This window comes from Streptomyces sp. NPDC002092 (assembly GCF_053593775.1).
In genome coordinates this window covers 114,111-129,521 of record NZ_JBSFDG010000001.1, presented here as the reverse complement: position 1 = coordinate 129,521, position 15,411 = coordinate 114,111, and the positions used below count along the sequence as shown (strand labels likewise).

Annotated in this window: 12 protein-coding genes; 3 read left to right on the top strand and 9 right to left on the bottom strand. The window is 71.0% G+C overall.

Going from position 1 to position 15,411, the window contains the following annotated elements; all coding sequences use genetic code 11:
- Window positions 1–6 precede the first annotated feature (6 nt).
- The 4 genes from erm to ACWCRD_RS00550 all read right to left on the bottom strand — a co-directional run bounded on the left by erm (window position 7) and on the right by ACWCRD_RS00550 (window position 4,158).
- Window positions 7–786, bottom strand: a complete 780-nt coding sequence (gene erm, locus ACWCRD_RS00565) for an ErmE/ErmH/ErmO/ErmR family 23S rRNA (adenine(2058)-N(6))-methyltransferase (RefSeq protein WP_450963764.1) — start codon at window positions 784–786, stop codon at window positions 7–9.
- A 296-nt stretch (window positions 787–1,082) separates the two neighbouring features.
- Window positions 1,083–2,393, bottom strand: a complete 1,311-nt coding sequence (locus tag ACWCRD_RS00560) for an ABC transporter substrate-binding protein (RefSeq protein WP_450963763.1) — start codon at window positions 2,391–2,393, stop codon at window positions 1,083–1,085.
- Window positions 2,393–3,226 (bottom strand): carbohydrate ABC transporter permease, encoded by an 834-nt coding sequence (locus tag ACWCRD_RS00555; RefSeq protein ID WP_450963762.1) that lies wholly within the window; start codon window positions 3,224–3,226, stop codon window positions 2,393–2,395. Before ACWCRD_RS00555 ends, ACWCRD_RS00560 begins: the two co-directional genes overlap by 1 nt.
- Window positions 3,223–4,158, bottom strand: a complete 936-nt coding sequence (locus tag ACWCRD_RS00550; RefSeq protein ID WP_450963761.1) for a carbohydrate ABC transporter permease — start codon at window positions 4,156–4,158, stop codon at window positions 3,223–3,225. The genes ACWCRD_RS00555 and ACWCRD_RS00550 overlap by 4 nt, the downstream gene beginning before the upstream one ends.
- 187 nt (window positions 4,159–4,345) lie before the next feature.
- On the opposite strand from ACWCRD_RS00550, the gene ACWCRD_RS00545 reads away from it, so the two are divergent.
- On the top strand, window positions 4,346–5,218 hold the full coding sequence (locus tag ACWCRD_RS00545) for a phosphotransferase enzyme family protein (RefSeq protein WP_450963760.1): 873 nt from the start codon (window positions 4,346–4,348) through the stop codon (window positions 5,216–5,218).
- A 4-nt stretch (window positions 5,219–5,222) separates the two neighbouring features.
- Here the strand turns inward: ACWCRD_RS00545 and ACWCRD_RS00540 are convergent, their stop codons facing one another.
- The 4 genes from ACWCRD_RS00540 to ACWCRD_RS00525 form a co-directional block, all read right to left on the bottom strand.
- Window positions 5,223–6,011: an exonuclease domain-containing protein gene (locus ACWCRD_RS00540; protein ID WP_450963759.1), complete on the bottom strand. Its 789-nt coding sequence runs from the start codon at window positions 6,009–6,011 to the stop codon at window positions 5,223–5,225.
- Window positions 6,012–6,113: 102 nt separating this feature from the next.
- Window positions 6,114–7,391: an SAV2148 family HEPN domain-containing protein gene (locus tag ACWCRD_RS00535; protein ID WP_450964343.1), complete on the bottom strand. Its 1,278-nt coding sequence runs from the start codon at window positions 7,389–7,391 to the stop codon at window positions 6,114–6,116.
- 80 nt (window positions 7,392–7,471) lie between these two features.
- The gene (locus ACWCRD_RS00530; RefSeq protein ID WP_450963758.1) at window positions 7,472–8,794 is read right to left on the bottom strand and encodes a copper amine oxidase; all 1,323 of its coding nucleotides are present in this window, start codon (window positions 8,792–8,794) and stop codon (window positions 7,472–7,474) included.
- 55 nt (window positions 8,795–8,849) lie between these two features.
- Window positions 8,850–9,650, bottom strand: a complete 801-nt coding sequence (locus tag ACWCRD_RS00525; RefSeq protein ID WP_450963757.1) for a Tat pathway signal sequence domain protein — start codon at window positions 9,648–9,650, stop codon at window positions 8,850–8,852.
- Window positions 9,651–9,843: 193 nt separating this feature from the next.
- Here ACWCRD_RS00525 and glgX point away from each other — a divergent pair, with 193 nt between their 5' ends.
- Window positions 9,844–11,973: a glycogen debranching protein GlgX gene (gene glgX / locus ACWCRD_RS00520; RefSeq protein ID WP_450963756.1), complete on the top strand. Its 2,130-nt coding sequence runs from the start codon at window positions 9,844–9,846 to the stop codon at window positions 11,971–11,973.
- Here glgX and ACWCRD_RS00515 read toward each other — a convergent pair.
- Window positions 11,970–12,956: an MFS transporter gene (locus ACWCRD_RS00515; protein WP_450963755.1), complete on the bottom strand. Its 987-nt coding sequence runs from the start codon at window positions 12,954–12,956 to the stop codon at window positions 11,970–11,972. The two genes, glgX and ACWCRD_RS00515, sit on opposite strands and share 4 nt — an antisense overlap.
- A gap of 81 nt (window positions 12,957–13,037) precedes the next feature.
- Between ACWCRD_RS00515 and treY the strand changes: the two genes are divergently transcribed.
- On the top strand, window positions 13,038–15,395 hold the full coding sequence (treY, locus tag ACWCRD_RS00510) for a malto-oligosyltrehalose synthase (RefSeq protein ID WP_450963754.1): 2,358 nt from the start codon (window positions 13,038–13,040) through the stop codon (window positions 15,393–15,395).
- The last annotated feature ends 16 nt before the right edge of the window (window positions 15,396–15,411 follow it).

Genomic DNA, 15,411 nt, shown 5'->3' with positions numbered 1-15,411 from the left:
CGAGGGTCACTCGGCCAGCACCTCGTGCAGCCTCAGCCACCGCCCGGGTGCCACCTCCCCGACCAGCACCTGAGGGTCCAGGCCCGCCGCCCGGAAGGCGGCGTCCACGCGGCGCCTCGGGTGGGCGCGCCGCAGCGAGGCGTGCAGCGAGCCGCCGACGCCCGAGAAACCCAGCTCGACGAGGCAGCGCCAGCTGTCGTACGCGGCGGGTTCGAGCAGTGGGGTGCGGCGCCGTTCGATGCGTACGATCCCGGCGTCGACGCGGGGCACGGGCCGGAACCGTGTCCTGGCCACGCGGCCGACCAGCCGCCACTCGTGGCGGGGCCAGCTGCGGACGGTGAGCAGGGTCCAACTCCCGTAGTCGCCGGTGCGTTTGCGGGCGTACTCCAGCTGGGTGAGCAGGGTGGCATCGGTGAGGGCGGGGGCCCTCAGGCACCACTCGACGATGGCCGCGGTGCGGGAGAAGGGCACGTTTCCGGCGACGGAGAAGGGGGTGCCCGGGGGCCGTGCGGCGAGGAAGTCACCGCCGATCACCCGCACCTGGGCCGTGCCGGAGAACCGGGTGCGCAGCACGGGGACGAGCCGTCGGTCGATCTCGTACGCGCGCAGCTCACGGCAGCGCGGGGCGAGCCGTTCGGTCAACGCGCCTTTGCCCGCGCCCACTTCGAGCAGCAGGGGGGTGTGCCATCCGCGCGGGACGGCGAGCCGGGCGATGTGTTCGGCAGTGGCGCGGTCGGCGAGAAAGTTCTGCGAGAGCGCGCGGGAAACGGGAATGGGGCGGGCCATGGCCTGCGGTCCTTGTCTTCCGGGAAAGGGGAACGGGCAGCCGAAGGCCCTGACCGGAAGGCAAGAAGAGAAAAGATGAGAAAGACGGGGGCGGATCGCACCGCGTGGAATCAGCGGGTGGGGCTCCCCGGGCCGGTCAGGGCTCCGGGGCCACGACGCATCCGGACGGAATGCGTGCAGCCCCGGCCGAGACCGGAGTTGATGATCGCGTTGTTCGCTGCCACGAACGGCACGGTAGGCGGGCGGCCGCTCACCGGGCAACGGGTTTTCCGTGGCGACCGCCCTGCCGCCGGCTGTCAGCGCTGGTAGCGGGCGAGCACCAGGTTGCCGTCCCTCTCCAGCCGTCTGCGCAGTTCACCGAGGCCGATGGCCCCGCTGTAGTACTCCTGGAACGCGGGGGTCGCCACCTTGTCCTTCCATTCGGGGTAGCCGCGGACGGACTGGGCGGGCGCCGAGCGGAGGTGGGTGGCCAGGGCGGTCCCGGTCGCCCAGCCGTTCTCGGCCGTGTGCAGGGCCGGGTCCTTGAGCGCCTGGGTGCCCGTGGGCAGCATCCAGTCCCCCAGCGCCAGGCGCACCATGTTCTTCGGCCGGAGCAGGTAGTCCAGGAACTCGGCGGCCTCCTTCTTGTGCGGGCTGTCCTCGGCGATGGACAGGGTCTGCGGGCTGACGCCCTGGGTGAGGCCGTCGGCGCCGGCCGGGGCGGGCAGCACCTGCCAGTCGAAGCCCTTCGGCGCCTGCTGCACGATCTGCTGCCGGTAGGAGAAGCCGAGCGGCACCATCGCGTACTTGCCGCCGAAGAAGCCGGGCAGGGTGTCCGAGCCGCCGCTGCCCAGGGTGGTGGGCGAGGCGCTGCGGTCGGTGTTCGCCTGGTCGTGGACCGTGCGCGGCACGACCTGGTCGGCCGGCTCGAAGCGGACCGTGACCTTGCCGTCCGTACCCCGGTGGAAGAGCCGGCCGCCCGTCGACAGGGACAGGTTGAGGGTGGCGGACACGGGCTCCTTGAGCGGCCAGGCCACGCCGTACTTGCCGTTGTCGCTCAGCCGCTTCGTCACCTGCTGGAACTCGGCCCAGCTCCATGGCCGTTCGGGCGTCGGTATCCGTACGCCCGACTTCTTCAGCCAGGTCGCGTTGGCGATGAGGACGCGCGGCTCCTGGAGGAAGGGCACGCCGTAGACGCCCTCGCCGAAGGTCGCTGTCTGCCAGCTCCGCTGCGGGATGTCCGACCTGAGCCGCTTGGGCAGCAGGTCGGTCAGATCGGCGAGGTAGCCGCCGTAGGCGAAGTCCGCGAGGTCGTCGGAGGCGTCGTGGATGATGTCGGGCGCCTCGCCGCCCTCGAAGGAGGTGAGCAGCTGGTCATGGACGCTGTCCCAACTCCCCTGCACATACTCGACCTTGACGTCCGGATGGCTCGCGTTCCACTCCTTCACCAGCTCCTTGCTGGCCGCGACGGACTCCTGCTGCCAGGCCAGGGACTGGAAACGGAGGGTGATCCGTCCGCCGGCCTTGTCTTCGCTGCCGCCGCCGTCGCAACCGGCGAGCAGCAGCATGAGGACGAGAGCCAGAACGCATCCTGAGTGTCCCGTGAATCCGGTTCTGCTGCTTTGCATCAGTTCTTCACCGCCCCGGTGAGCATGCCGCCGGTGATCCGTCGCTGGATGACCGCGAAGACGACCAGTGAGGGAAGGGTGGCGAGGAACGCGGCCGCCGCCAGCGGGCCGAGATCGGCGACGCCTTCTGCTCCGATGAAATGGCTGAGCACCACCGGCAGGGTCTGTCTGTCCGGTGTTTTCAGCAGGACCAGCGCGAAGAAGAACTCGTTCCACGCGGTGACGAACGCGAACAGTCCCGTCGCCGCGATCCCCGGCGCGAGCAGGGGCGCCACCACCGACACCAGCGTCCGTACCCGCCCGGCCCCGTCCACCGCCGCCGCCTCCTCGACCTCGGCCGGTACCGCCCGCACATACCCGGCCAGCATCCACAGCGCGAACGGCAGCGCCCACACCACGTACACCAGCGTCAGCCCCGCCGGAGAGTTGATCAGATGCAGGTTCTTCAGCACGAGGAACAGCGGGATGATCACCAGGACCAGCGGGAACGCCTGGCTGACGACCACCCAGCCGGTGGCGGCCCGGGTCAGCGGGGTGCGGTGCCGGGCCATGACATACGCCAGCGGGGTCGCGATCAGTACGGCGGTCACCGCCGCCCCGGCCGCCACGAGCAGGGAGTTGAGCGCGGCGTGCAGCAGGGGCTGTTCGTCGAAGGCCTGGCGGAAGTTGTCCAGGGTGGGGTGCCGGGGGATCCAGGTGGGGTGCAGGCTCCCCAGCTCCCGTGGCGACTTGAGGGCGGTGGAGACCAGCCAGAGGAAGGGGAAGGCGAGGAAGACGAGATAGGCGAGCAGGGCGGCGTACTGGCCGACGCGGGTGCCGGTCCTGGTCCTCATGTGTCGTCCCCTCCCCTGAGCCGGCCGGCCAGAAAGACCGCGAGGAGCACCGAGATCAATGCGACCATGACGCATCCCATCGCCGCCGCGTACCCGAACTGCCCGTAGCGGAAGGCTTCTTCGTAGGCGAACAGCATGGGCAGCCGGGTGCGGCCGCCGGGCCCGCCGTTCGTCAGCACATAGACCAGGGCGAAGGAGTTGAAGTTCCAGATCAGGTTGAGCGCGGTGATGGCGAGGGCGACCGGTCTGAGGGCGGGCCAGGTGACCGTGCAAAAGCGCCGCCAGGCGCCCGCCCCGTCGACCGCCGCCGCCTCGTGCAGTTCCCGCGGTGTGTTCTGCAGTCCGGCCAGCAGCGCGACCGTGGTCTGCGGCATGCCCGCCCAGACGCCGACCACGATCACCGCGGGCAGCGCCGACCCGAGGCCGCTGAGCCAGTCCCGCCCGTCACCGAGGCCGAGGTCGCGCAGGGTCTCGTTGAGGACGCCCGCGTCCGGGTTGTAGACCAGCCGCCACATGATGCCGACCACGACCTCGGGCATGGCCCAGGGGACGATCGCGAGGGCCCGGGCGAGCCATCTCAGCCGCAGGTCCTGGTTGAGCAGCAGGGCGAGGCCGAGCGCGAGCAGGAACTGCGGCACGGTCACGCCGACCGCCCACACCAGCCCGATCCGGAACGACTCCCAGAACAGCGTGTCGTGCAGCAGGTCCTGGAAATTGAGACCGCCGATCCACTCGGTGGACTTGGTGCGCCCCGACTGGGCGTCGGTGAAGGCCAGCAGGATCCCGTAGAGCAGTGGTCCGACGCTCAGTACGAGGATCGGGATCAGCGCGGGCAGCACCAGGAACCAGGCCCCGCGGTCGGGGAGCCGGCGGTCCCCGGCGGTACGTGGCACGCCCTGCGCCGACCGCCTCGTCGCGGTCACCAGTGTCACGTGATCGGCTCCTCTGCGCGGCTCGTGACGTTCGGACCCGGCGGGCCTGAGTCATGGTCGTGAAGGGGGTATGCACCGTCAAGGCGTTACGCACACGGTCCGACCTGTGCGAATGCGAGACTGGGCCGGTGGGTGGCGCGATCTCGACGCCGTTCACCGATGCATACGCGGACGTGGGAGGAAGGCGATGGACGAGTCACGGGCGCGGGACGTACTGGCCGCGGCGCGGGTGCTGCCCGGCCCGGCGCGGGACGCACGGCTGCTCGCCCTGGGCGAGAACGCGGTGTTCGCCTCCGGCGGCCTGGTCGTCAAGGTGGGCCGTGACGCCGAACTCCTGGACCGGGCGCGCCGCGAACTGGACATCGCGCTGTGGCTCGCCGAGGCGGACGTGCCCGCGGTACGCGCGGCGGAGCCCAAGCCGCTGCTGGTCGAGGGGCACCCGGTGACGGTGTGGCACCGGATCCCGGATGCCGTACGGCCGGCCGAGCCCCGGGATTTGGCCGAACTGCTACGGGTCGTCCACGCACTGCCCACTCCCCCTGTCGATGCCTTCGGGCTGCCGCCCCGCGAGCTGCTGGGCGGTGTGGAACGCTGGCTGCGGCTCGCGGGCGACGCGATCGACCCCGCGGACGCGGCGTATCTGCGTGAGCGCCGCGACGGGTTCGCCGCGGCCGCCGCGGCACTCACTCCGCATCTGCCGCCGGGCCCCATCCACGGCGATGCGCTGCCCCGCAATGTGCATGTCGGGCCGGACGGGCCGGTTCTGGTCGACCTGGAGACCTTCTCCGCGGACCTGCGGGAGCACGACCTGGTCGTGATGGCGCTGTCCCGCGACCGCTACGGGTTGCCTGCGGCGGCTTATGAGGAGTTCACCGAGGCGTACGGGTGGGATGTGCGGGAGTGGGAGGGGTGCTCGGTGCTGCGGGGTGCCCGTGAGACGGCCAGCTGCGCATGGGTGGCCCAGCATGTGCCGAGCAACCCCAAGGCGTTGGATGAATTCAAACGCCGGGTGGCGTCACTGCGCGACGGGGACGAGTCAGTGCGGTGGTACCCGTTCTGAGCGCCTATTGATCCGGGGCTTGTTGTTGTCCGGCGACCGCGGGTTCGGTGTGGCTGGTCGCGCCGTTCCCCGCGCCCCTAGGGGGCGCCGGTTCCCGCAGGGGCCATGTGCCGTCGACCACCGCGGTGGGGTCCCCCTTGCCGCGTAGGAAGTTCTGGAAGTCCGCCGCCCACTCGGCGTACCACTCGATCTGGCGGAGGTGGAGTTCCGCCGGGCCGAGGGCCGCGATCTTGGGGTGGCGGGCGGCTATGGCGCAGGCCAGGTTGGCTGCGGCCAGGGCGTCGGCGGAGGCGTTGTGGGCGGCGTCGAGGGTGACGCCGTATTCCGTGCAGACCGCTTCGAGGTTGCGCTTGCCGCGGCGGTAGCGGTCGACCCAGCGGTCGATGGTGTACGGGTCGATGACCGGGGCGGGGTCGAGGCCGCCCAGTCGGTCGCGCAGGGACGGCAGTCCGTATCGGCGCAGTTCCGCGGAGAGCAGGCTCAGGTCGAAGGTCGCGTTGTAGGCGACGACCGGGACGCCGGTCTTCCAGTACGTCGCCAGGACGTCCGCGATGGCGTTCGCCACCTCGTCGGCCGGGCGGCCCTGAGCCGCCGCGCGTTCATTGCTGATGCCGTGCACCGCCACGGCGTCCGCCGGGATCTCCACGCCCGGATCCGCCAGCCACTCCCGGTGCCCTATGGGCTGTCCGTCCCTGACCTCGATCACGGCCCCCGTGACGATGCGCGCCTCACGCGGATCGGTCCCGGTCGTCTCCAGGTCGAAGCCGATCAGCAGCTCCCGGTGCCAGCCCATGCGTGGCCCCCCTTCTTGGTGGTGCTTTCCCCCAGTGGTCTCCACCTTCCCATGGGCCACTGACAATCCGAGGACCGCATTCCGCTTGGCCCCGGCGACAGTTCAGGACACAGGTCGCGAATCCGCCCAGGACGTTTCGAACTCCTCGCGGTATGTCGGGAAGAGCCCGCTCTCGACTCCCTTGTCCATGTCGTCCGGCTTCACCACCCGGCTGCCGTTGCGCAACACCAGCACCGGAGCCTCCATGCCACGCGAGCGCCGCAGATAGGACTGCACGACGGCGACACCGTCCGAGCCGTCGCCGTCGACGAGATAGGCCGTGAAGCGCGGGGTCTCGTCGTAGACCTGGATCTCGAAGGCGGCCGGGTCGCGCAGCCTGGACCGGACGCGACGCATGTGCAGGATGTTCATCTCGACCGCACGGCTCAACTCACCGCGCTTCATGCCCAGTTCCCGCTCGCGCCGCTTGACGGCGCTGGAGGCCGGGTTGAGGAACAGCAGCCGGACCCGGCAGCCCGCCTCGGCCAGGCGCACCAGCCGGCGCCCGGAGAAGTTCTGCACGAGCAGGTTGAGGCCGATGCCGACGGCGTCGAGGCGACGGGCGGCGCCGAAGATGTCCTCCGCCGGGAACTGGCGCAGCAGCCGCACCCGGTCGGGGTGCACGGCGACGACGTCCGCGTACCGGTCGCCGACCAGTTCCTCCACCGCGTCCACGGGCAGCCGGCGGGCCGACGGCACGTCCCCGGCAGCCCCGAGGATGTCCAGCAGCTTCGCCGAGGCCCGCTCGGCCTGGTTCAGGACGGCCTCGGACAGGGCCCGGTTGCGGGAGACGACGTTGCGGGTGACCTCGAGTTCGTCCAGGGCGAGTTCGACGTCGCGGCGGTCGTCGACGTACGGCTCGAAGCAGGGCCAGTGCTGCACCATCAGCTCGCGCAGCTGGGGCAGGGTGAGGAAGCTGAGCACGTTGTCGTCGGCCGGGTCGAGCAGATAGCCCTTGCGGCGGCTGACTTCCCGTACGGCGACCGCGCGCTGCACCCATTCCTGGCCGGCCGGCCCGGCCGCGGCGACCACCCAGTCGTCGCCGTGGACGGGTTCGTAGATGGGCCGCAGAACAGCGGCCACGACCGCGCGCAGCCGCTGTTCGACGAGGTTCAGCCAGATGTAGGCCCGGCCGGCTCGCTGGGCGCGCGTACGCACCTCGCGCCAGGCGTCGGCATCCCAGTCCAGCTCCGGCCCGATCGAACTCGTCGCCATCGGCCGGGCCAGGGACACCGTGCCGGGCGGGACATCTGTGGAGTTCCCCTCGTGACCCTCGTCACCAGGGGGCAACTCCAGCCCTCCCGACCCCACCCGCGCACCGCCTTCCGCTCCCCCGAGCATCCCCGTGTCAACGATCAAGGAAGGGTACTCCGGGAGGAGTCAGCGGTGCAGCCCGATGGACAGGTCGATTCACAACTGCCTTAGCGCCAGTGCCCGTTCTGACCGACAAGGTCGGCCGGAGTGAGCGGATTCATAGCCGTGACGTCACGCGGGGCGATGGAGAAGCCCTGCCAGTGGACCGGCATCGGCTGCTGGTCCTCGTCCCGGGCTATGTGATGGAAGCCCACATTCACCCAGACTATGGGGTGGGTGAGGGTCTGCCCGTTGACCCATGTGTCGACGGACTTGCCGTGTCCGGCGCCGCAGTTGAGCGGGTTGCCGCTGGCGTACTGCTCGCACTTGTTGTACTCGGTGAAGTACACGTCGTGCTTGGTGAAGTTGTGGCCCGGGTACTTCGCGGTGGGACCCTGGACGATCTCGTAGGAGCGCGGGTGGTCGTCCTTGTTCTTGCCGGCCGTGCTGACCACGCGCCACCAGCGCATGTCCTTGGCGTCGCCCGCGAGTTCCTTGGTGACCTTGGTGAGGGTCGTCTTGTTGGTCGGCGCCTGCTGGCCGCCCACCGGGGCGCTGACCTTCGAGTCGTACTGCTCGACCCTGGTCTTGGACGAGCCGTCGAGGCCGAAGTCGAGCCGCCAGAAGACGTTGTGGCTGTGGCTGGTGGCGTAGGCCTTGGCGCCCTTGCCGATGGGCCAGCCGCGGCCGTCGCCCGCGTCGTAGTCGTCGGGCGAGAGGCTGCCGGTGGCGCCGGCGTTCATGCTCATCGTGCCGTCGTCCTGGAAGCGCCACTCGGTGATGTACTCGTACCAGCCGACCTTGTTGACCGTGTAGAGGAGCAGGTCCTTGCCCTGCGCCTGGTAGGTCTTGCCCGCGTCGGAGAGCAGGTGGTAGGCGTGGCCGCGGGAACGGGTCGTGGCGCACAGGCCGTTGACGTTCGGCGAGTCCGAGTAGAAGGGTTCGGCGACCTTGACCGTCTTGATGGTGCCGCCCGGGCATTCGTCGGGCGTGAGGTTCAGCAGGCCGTCGCCGAAGTTGTAGTCCGTGACGTCGTTGTACTCGACGCTGCCGTCGTCGTACGGCACGTCTATCTGGGCGAGTTTGGCGCTGTTGAGGACCTTGATCGGCTGGGACTCGCCGGGCGGCTGGTAGGAGATGTCGTCCAGGACGACCCCGGACCTGCTCTCGAAGCGCCAGCACATCCGCCAGGTGGTACCGGAGGAGAGCTTCTGCTCGATCTGGTAGGCCGCGCTGCACTGGGGGGCCGCGGCGGCGGCCGCCTCCTTGTGCTGGGCGAAGGCCGGTGCCGCTGCCGTGCCGCCGAGGGCGAGCCCGACCGCGAGCGGGCCCACCAGGGCCCGCCTGCGCAGCGCACTGCGGCGGGCACGGCTGTCTCTGTTGACGTGCATGACGAAGTGACTCCCTTACAGGAGAAGCAAGTGTGAAAAGCGAACGGAGCCCGGCTCAGCCGAGCCTGACGACCTTGCGGGCGCTCAGGTCGATCACGAAGTCCCGGGTGTCGATCCAGGCACCGTTCCTGACCTTCGGGAAGAGCCGGGTGCAGCGGTGTTCGCCGCACTTGCCGAGCTCGGCCGGCTTCACGCCCGGGGTCGCCCGGAACACCATGCTGGTGAGCGTCAGCTGGTCCGGGGAGGTGAGTTCCTTGCCGGTGGCGTCCTTGTAGTCCGCCTTCAGGCCCGCGCCCAGCGGGTCGGCGATCAGCAGCCGGGCCGCCTCGGTCTGCTCGGCGATGCTGAGCGGCGGCTGGACGTCGCGCTGGGTGCTCGTCTCCTCGACCTTGCCGGTGTCCAGGTTGACGGTCTTGGTGACCACGGTGTCGTTCCGGTAGTCGTAGAACGTCACGTCCGCGCGCCGGGGCGCGTCCGCGCTGTCCGGCTGGTCGGTGTCCGGCTCGGTCAGCTCCACGGTGAGCCGCTGCGGGCCGCGGGCGCCCTTGACGTTCTCACCGGAGTTCAGCAGCTGCCGGTTCAGCGCGATCTTCTCGACGCGCTTCGTCTCGTCGTCGGTCAGCGGATCGAGACCCTTGCCCTTCTCGCCCTCGGCCGGTGCCTGCTCGACGACACCCGGGGCGGGCGCACCGTTCGCCTGAGCCGCCTGCTGGGCCTGCCCGGCCCTGGTCCCTCCCGAATCGTCGGCCCCCGCCGTCCCCGGTAGCGTGATCCCGACCATCACGGCCGTTCCGGCCACCGCTATGGCCGCACCGGCCACCACCTTGCCCAGGTGGCGGTGCACTATCTTGCGCACATTTGCCCCCTACTCCCCCTTCATCCCCGGGAGTACTTTTCTGCCCCACTGATTGGCATACGGCGTTGCCATACGGCGTATGCACAGGTCGCTCGGTAAGAGGGACGTAAGTCATAGGTGGTTCCATCACTTTCGGGGACACTCGACGCCAAGGCGCCCCCCGGGGCTCGCTCCACCTGAAAGAGTCGTGTCCATGCAGGTCTGGCCTGGCGAGGCGTATCCCCTCGGTGCCACGTACGACGGCGCCGGCACCAATTTCGCGGTCTTCACGGAGGCCGCGGACCGAGTAGAGCTGTGTCTGCTGCACGACGACGGCTCGGAGACGGCGGTGGAACTGCGCGAGAGCGACGCATTCGTACGGCACGCGTACGTGCCCGGCATCATGCCGGGGCAGCGCTACGGCTTCCGTGTGCACGGCCCGTACGCCCCCGAGCGCGGTCTGCGCTGCAACTCGGCGAAGCTGCTGCTCGATCCGTACGCGCGTGCGATCAGCGGTTCCATCCGCTGGGGCGAGGAGGTGTACGGCTACCACTTCGACGCGCCCGAGCGGCGCAACGACCTGGACTCGGCGCCGCACACGATGACGTCGGTCGTGGTCAACCCGTACTTCGACTGGGGCGACGACCGGCGGCCGCGGCGCGGCTACCACGAGACGGTGATCTACGAGGCCCACGTCAAGGGCCTCACCATGCAGCACCCAGGGCTGCCGGAGGAGCTGCGCGGCACCTACGCGGCGCTCGCGCACCCGGTGATCATCGAGCATCTGGTGGAGCTGGGCGTGACGACGCTGGAGCTGATGCCGGTGCACCAGTTCGTCAACGACCACCGGCTGGTCGACATGGGCCTGAACAACTACTGGGGCTACAACACGATCGGCTTCTTCGCCCCGCACAACGCGTACGCCTCCTGGGGCGACCGCGGCCAGCAGGTCCTGGAGTTCAAGTCGGCGGTCCGGGCGCTGCACGAAGCGGGCATCGAGGTCATCCTCGACGTGGTCTACAACCACACGGCCGAGGGCAACCACCTGGGCCCGACACTGTCCTTCAAGGGCATCGACAACCCGCAGTACTACCGGCTCACCGACGACCCGCGCTACTACATGGACACCACGGGCACCGGGAACTCGCTGCTCATGCGGTCCCCGCACGTACTGCAGCTGATCATGGACTCGCTGCGCTACTGGGTCACCGAGATGCACGTCGACGGCTTCCGCTTCGACCTCGCGGCGACCCTGGCCCGCCAGTTCCACGAGGTGGACCGGCTGTCGTCGTTCTTCGACCTGGTGCAGCAGGACCCGGTGGTCTCCCAGGTGAAGCTGATCGCCGAGCCGTGGGACGTCGGCGAGGGCGGCTACCAGGTGGGCAACTTCCCGCCGCTGTGGACCGAGTGGAACGGCAAGTACCGCGACACCGTGCGGGACATGTGGCGCGGCGAGCAGCGCGCGCTCGCGGAGTTCGCGTCCCGGCTGACCGGTTCCTCGGACCTCTACCAGGACGACGGGCGGCGCCCGCTCGCCTCGATCAACTTCGTCACCTGCCACGACGGTTTCACCCTGCACGACCTCGTCTCCTACAACCAGAAGCACAACAAGGCCAACGGCGAGGACAACCGGGACGGCGAGAGCCACAACCGGTCCTGGAACTGCGGGGAGGAGGGCGGGACCGACAACGCCGAGGTGCTGAAGTTGCGGGCGCGCCAGATGCGGAACTTCGTCGCCACGCTGATGCTCTCCCAGGGCGTCCCGATGATCAGCCACGGCGACGAGTTCGCGCGCACCCAGCGCGGCAACAACAACGCCTACTGCCAGGACAACGAGCTGTCCTGGGTGAATTGGCCGGCCCCCGAGGCGGAGGAGGACGGGGCCGACGGCGAGCTGCTGGCCTTCACGCGCGCGATGGTGTGGCTGCGCAAGGACCATCCGGTCTTCCGCAGGCGCCGCTTCTTCCACGGGCGCCCGGTGGAGGGCACCCATGACGAGCTGTCGGACATCGCCTGGTTCACGCCGGAGGGCAAGGAGATGACCCAGCGGGACTGGGACTCGGCGCCGGCCTCGGCGCTGACGGTGTTCCTCAACGGCAACGCGATCTCCGAGCCGGGTACGCGCGGGGAGCGGATCACCGACGACTCGTTCCTGCTGATGTTCAACGCCTCGCCGAAGACGCTGGACTTCGTGGTGCCCGTCAACCACGGCCGCCAGTGGGAGGTGGTCGTCGACACCGCCCGCTCGGACGGGGTACCGCCGCACACCGGCCCGAAGGTGCAGGCGGGCGACCGGCTGACGCTGGTGGACCGCAGCCTGACGGTGTTGCAGCGGCCGGTCTAGGTCGGCTCCAGGTCCTGCGTCGGTGTGGTCGGCCGCTCGTCGGGTACGCGCGCGTGGAGGGCAGGTTCGGTGGCGGGCCCGGTGTACGAGGACGGGCGCGCCGTCAGGGCGATGGCGCAGGCGAGTGCGGCAGCCGTGCTCGCCGCGGCGAAGGCGGCCGCGGGGCCGTACGCCTCGGCGAGGCGGCCGGCGAGGGCGACCGCGAGGGCCAGCCCGCCGACGATCGCACTCGTCGCGAACGCCATCGCCTCGGCCAGCCGGGTGGGCGGTACCGCCCGGAACATCGCTCCTTGGAGGGCCAGGGCGGCGCGCAGGGGGTGCACAGCGCGGGGCATGCGGGGGCGCGGGACGCTCCGGGCCGGGCGGCCGCGCCGTGTCGCCCTCGCCGTCGGGTGCAGCGCGAAACCGCTGCCGCACACGGCCACCAGCAGCGCTGCGGCGCCGAGGGCGTAGGCGGGGTGGGCTAGTACGGCGGCCAGGCCGACCAGGGCCGGGCCCAGGACGAAGGAGATCTCGTCGAGGGTGCTCTCGAAGGAGAGGGCCGCGCCGACCGTGGACTCGGGGACTGCGGACCGGCGGGCCAGCGCCACCAGACGGGCGCGGCCCAGGGGGCCGATCAGCGGCACGGTCGCGCCCGCCACCGCCCCGAGGAGCGCCGGCAGCGCGACGGACAGGCCGGCGAGGGCCCCGGCGACGAGCGCGGCGATCGCGACGGCGTTGGCGAGGGAGAAGGCAAGCACGACCGTGCGCTGGCCGTGCCGGTCGGCGAGCCGCCCCACCAGCGGACCGCAGGCCACCTGCCCGGCCGCCAGGGCCCCGCCGGTCAGTCCCGCGGCGGCCGGCGAGCCGCCGGTGCGGGCGATGAGCAGCACGCTGCCGAACTGGATCGTGGCCGTCGGCAGCCGTCCCAGGAAGGACACCACCGGCAGCAGCGGCCCGGTCAGGCCGATGACGTCCCTGTACGTTCGCCCGGTGCTCCCCATCGTTCGACGCCAGCCACGCGCGCGTGCACCCGTGGAGGGGACGATGACACGAAGGGCGGCAGGGCGGGTACGTAGGTTTGCATGACACCTGAGCGCCCCGACCCCCCGCTGCCCACGGCCACCTACCGGCTGCAGCTGCAGCCCGAGTTCCCGTTCGCGGCCGCGGCGGCCGCCGTGCCGTATCTGGCCTCGCTCGGCGTCTCGCACCTGCATCTGTCCCCCGTCCTGGAGGCCGTACCGGGCTCGGCGCACGGCTACGACGTCGTGGACCACGCGCGTGTGCGTGAGGAACTGGGCGGCGAGGAGGGGCTGCGCACGCTGGCGCACGCCGCGCGGGAGCACGGTCTCGGTCTGGTGGCGGACATCGTGCCGAACCACATGGCCATGGCTCCGCGCCACAACCGCGCCCTGTGGGAGGTGCTGCGGGAGGGCCCCAAGTCGCCGTACGCCCGCTGGTTCGACATCGACTGGGAGGCGCAAGGCGGCCAGATGCTGCTGCCGGTGCTGGGGGGCCCGCTCGGCTCGGTCATCGGTGAGCTGCGGGTCGACGGTGACGTGCTGCGCTACTACGACCATGTGTTCCCGCTGCGCGAGGGCACCGAGGAGCTGCCGCTGCCGCAGCTCCTGGACGCGCAGTGGTACCGGCCGGTGTGGTGGCGGCTGGCCCGCACCGAGCTCAACTACCGGCGCTTCTTCAGCATTTCGGAGCTCATCGGGGTGCGGGTCGAGGACCCGGAGGTGTTCGAGGCCACGCATGCGAAGATCCTGCAGCTGCTGCACGAGGGCGTGCTCGACGGGCTGCGGGTCGACCATCCCGACGGACTCGCCGACCCCGACGCGTATCTGCGGCGGCTGCACGAGGCGACCGGCGGCCGTTGGACGGTCGTGGAGAAGATCCTGTCCGACGGAGAGGCCCTGCCGGCCTCCTGGCCCGTGGCGGGCACCACCGGCTACGACGCCCTGCGGCACATCGACGGGCTCTTCACCGATCCGGCCGGGTTCGGGGAACTCCTCGGCCAGTACCGGCGGTTCGCGGCCCCGCAGACCGACCGCGGCGGCGAGTGGGCGGCGACGGTGCGGCGGGCGGCGTACAAGGTGCTCACGCACGAGCTGGCCACCGAGACCGACCGGCTGACCCGGGTGGCGAGCCGACTGTGCGCCGCCTCGCCGGACCCCGCGCTGCACGACCGCGCTCCCTGGGCGCTGCGCACGGCGCTGCAGGAACTTCTGGTCCGCCTGGAGGTCTACCGGCCGTATGCCTCCGGGGACGCGGCCTGTGTGGTCACCGAGGAGGCCGCGGCCGAGGCCCGGCTCGCCTTCGTCGTGCCGGAGGAGGCCGGCGCGGTGGACGTCGTACGGGATCTGGTCCTCGGGCGTCATGGCGACGGGCCCGACCATGCGGAGTTCCGGGCGCGGTTCGCGCAGACCGCGTCCGCGCTACGGGCCAAGTCCGTGGAGGACACGGCGTTCTACCGCTATGTGCCGCTGCTGTCGGCGACCGAGGTGGGGGGCGACCCGGGGAGCCCTGCGGTGTCCGCGGAGGACTTCCACGCCTACTGCGCGCGCGTGCAGCGCGACTGGCCGGCGACCGGGACCGTGGTGTCGACCCACGACACGAAGCGCAGTGCCGACGTACGGGCGGCGCTGGCCGTGCTCACCGAGTGCCCGCAGCGGTGGGCGGTCGTGCTGGCGGAGGTGACGCGCGCGGGTGAGGGCGTGCCGGACGCGCAGATGGCGTGGGCGGCGTGGCAGACGGTGTTCGGGCTCGGCACGGCGGCCGAGGAGCGCGTTCAGCAGGCCCTGTTGAAGCATGTGCGCGAGGCGGGGCTGCTGACGAGCTGGACGGAGCAGGAGCCCGCCTACGAGGAGGCGGTGGCGGCGTTCGTCTCGGCGGGTCCCTGCGGGGCTCCGGGCGAGCACGTGGTGGCCCTGCGCAGGGCGCTGGAGGCCCACATCCGGGCGAACGTGCTGGGCACCGCCCTGGTCCAGCTGACGATGCCGGGCGTGCCGGACGTCTACCAGGGCACCGAGGGCGAGTACCTGGCGCTGGTGGACCCGGACAACCGGCGTCCGGTGCGGTTCCCGCCCTCCGCGGACCCCGGCGAGAAGGGTGAGGTGACCGCGGCGGCGCTACGGCTTCGTGCGCGGCGGCCCGAGGTCTTCGGGGAGGGGGCGACGTACGCGCCGCTGACCGCCGAGGGCCCGGCGGCGGGCCACTGCGTGGCGTTCGCGCGGTCCGGAGAGGTTGTCACGGCCGTGACGCGGTTGTCGCTGCGGCTGGTGGAGGCGGGGGGCTGGGGGGACACCGTGCTGCCGCTGCCGGGCGGGCGCTGGTCCGACGTGCTGTCTCCGGGGCGGGAGTTTGAGGGGCACGCGCGCGTGGAGGAGCTTTTCGGGCGGCTGCCGGTGGTCTTGCTGGAGCGGGTTGCCGCGGAATGAGCCTCCGCGGGCTGCG

Coding starts and splice junctions, on each gene's coding strand:
- erm (WP_450963764.1), bottom strand. CDS start 786: ATGGCCCGCCCCATTCCCGTTTCCCGCGCGCTCTCGCAGAACTTTCTC.
- ACWCRD_RS00560 (WP_450963763.1), bottom strand. CDS start 2,393: ATGCAAAGCAGCAGAACCGGATTCACGGGACACTCAGGATGCGTTCTG.
- ACWCRD_RS00555 (WP_450963762.1), bottom strand. CDS start 3,226: ATGAGGACCAGGACCGGCACCCGCGTCGGCCAGTACGCCGCCCTGCTC.
- ACWCRD_RS00545 (WP_450963760.1), top strand. CDS start 4,346: ATGGACGAGTCACGGGCGCGGGACGTACTGGCCGCGGCGCGGGTGCTG.
- ACWCRD_RS00540 (WP_450963759.1), bottom strand. CDS start 6,011: ATGGGCTGGCACCGGGAGCTGCTGATCGGCTTCGACCTGGAGACGACC.
- ACWCRD_RS00535 (WP_450964343.1), bottom strand. CDS start 7,391: ATGCTCGGGGGAGCGGAAGGCGGTGCGCGGGTGGGGTCGGGAGGGCTG.
- ACWCRD_RS00530 (WP_450963758.1), bottom strand. CDS start 8,794: ATGCACGTCAACAGAGACAGCCGTGCCCGCCGCAGTGCGCTGCGCAGG.
- glgX (WP_450963756.1), top strand. CDS start 9,844: ATGCAGGTCTGGCCTGGCGAGGCGTATCCCCTCGGTGCCACGTACGAC.
- ACWCRD_RS00515 (WP_450963755.1), bottom strand. CDS start 12,956: ATGGGGAGCACCGGGCGAACGTACAGGGACGTCATCGGCCTGACCGGG.
- treY (WP_450963754.1), top strand. CDS start 13,038: ATGACACCTGAGCGCCCCGACCCCCCGCTGCCCACGGCCACCTACCGG.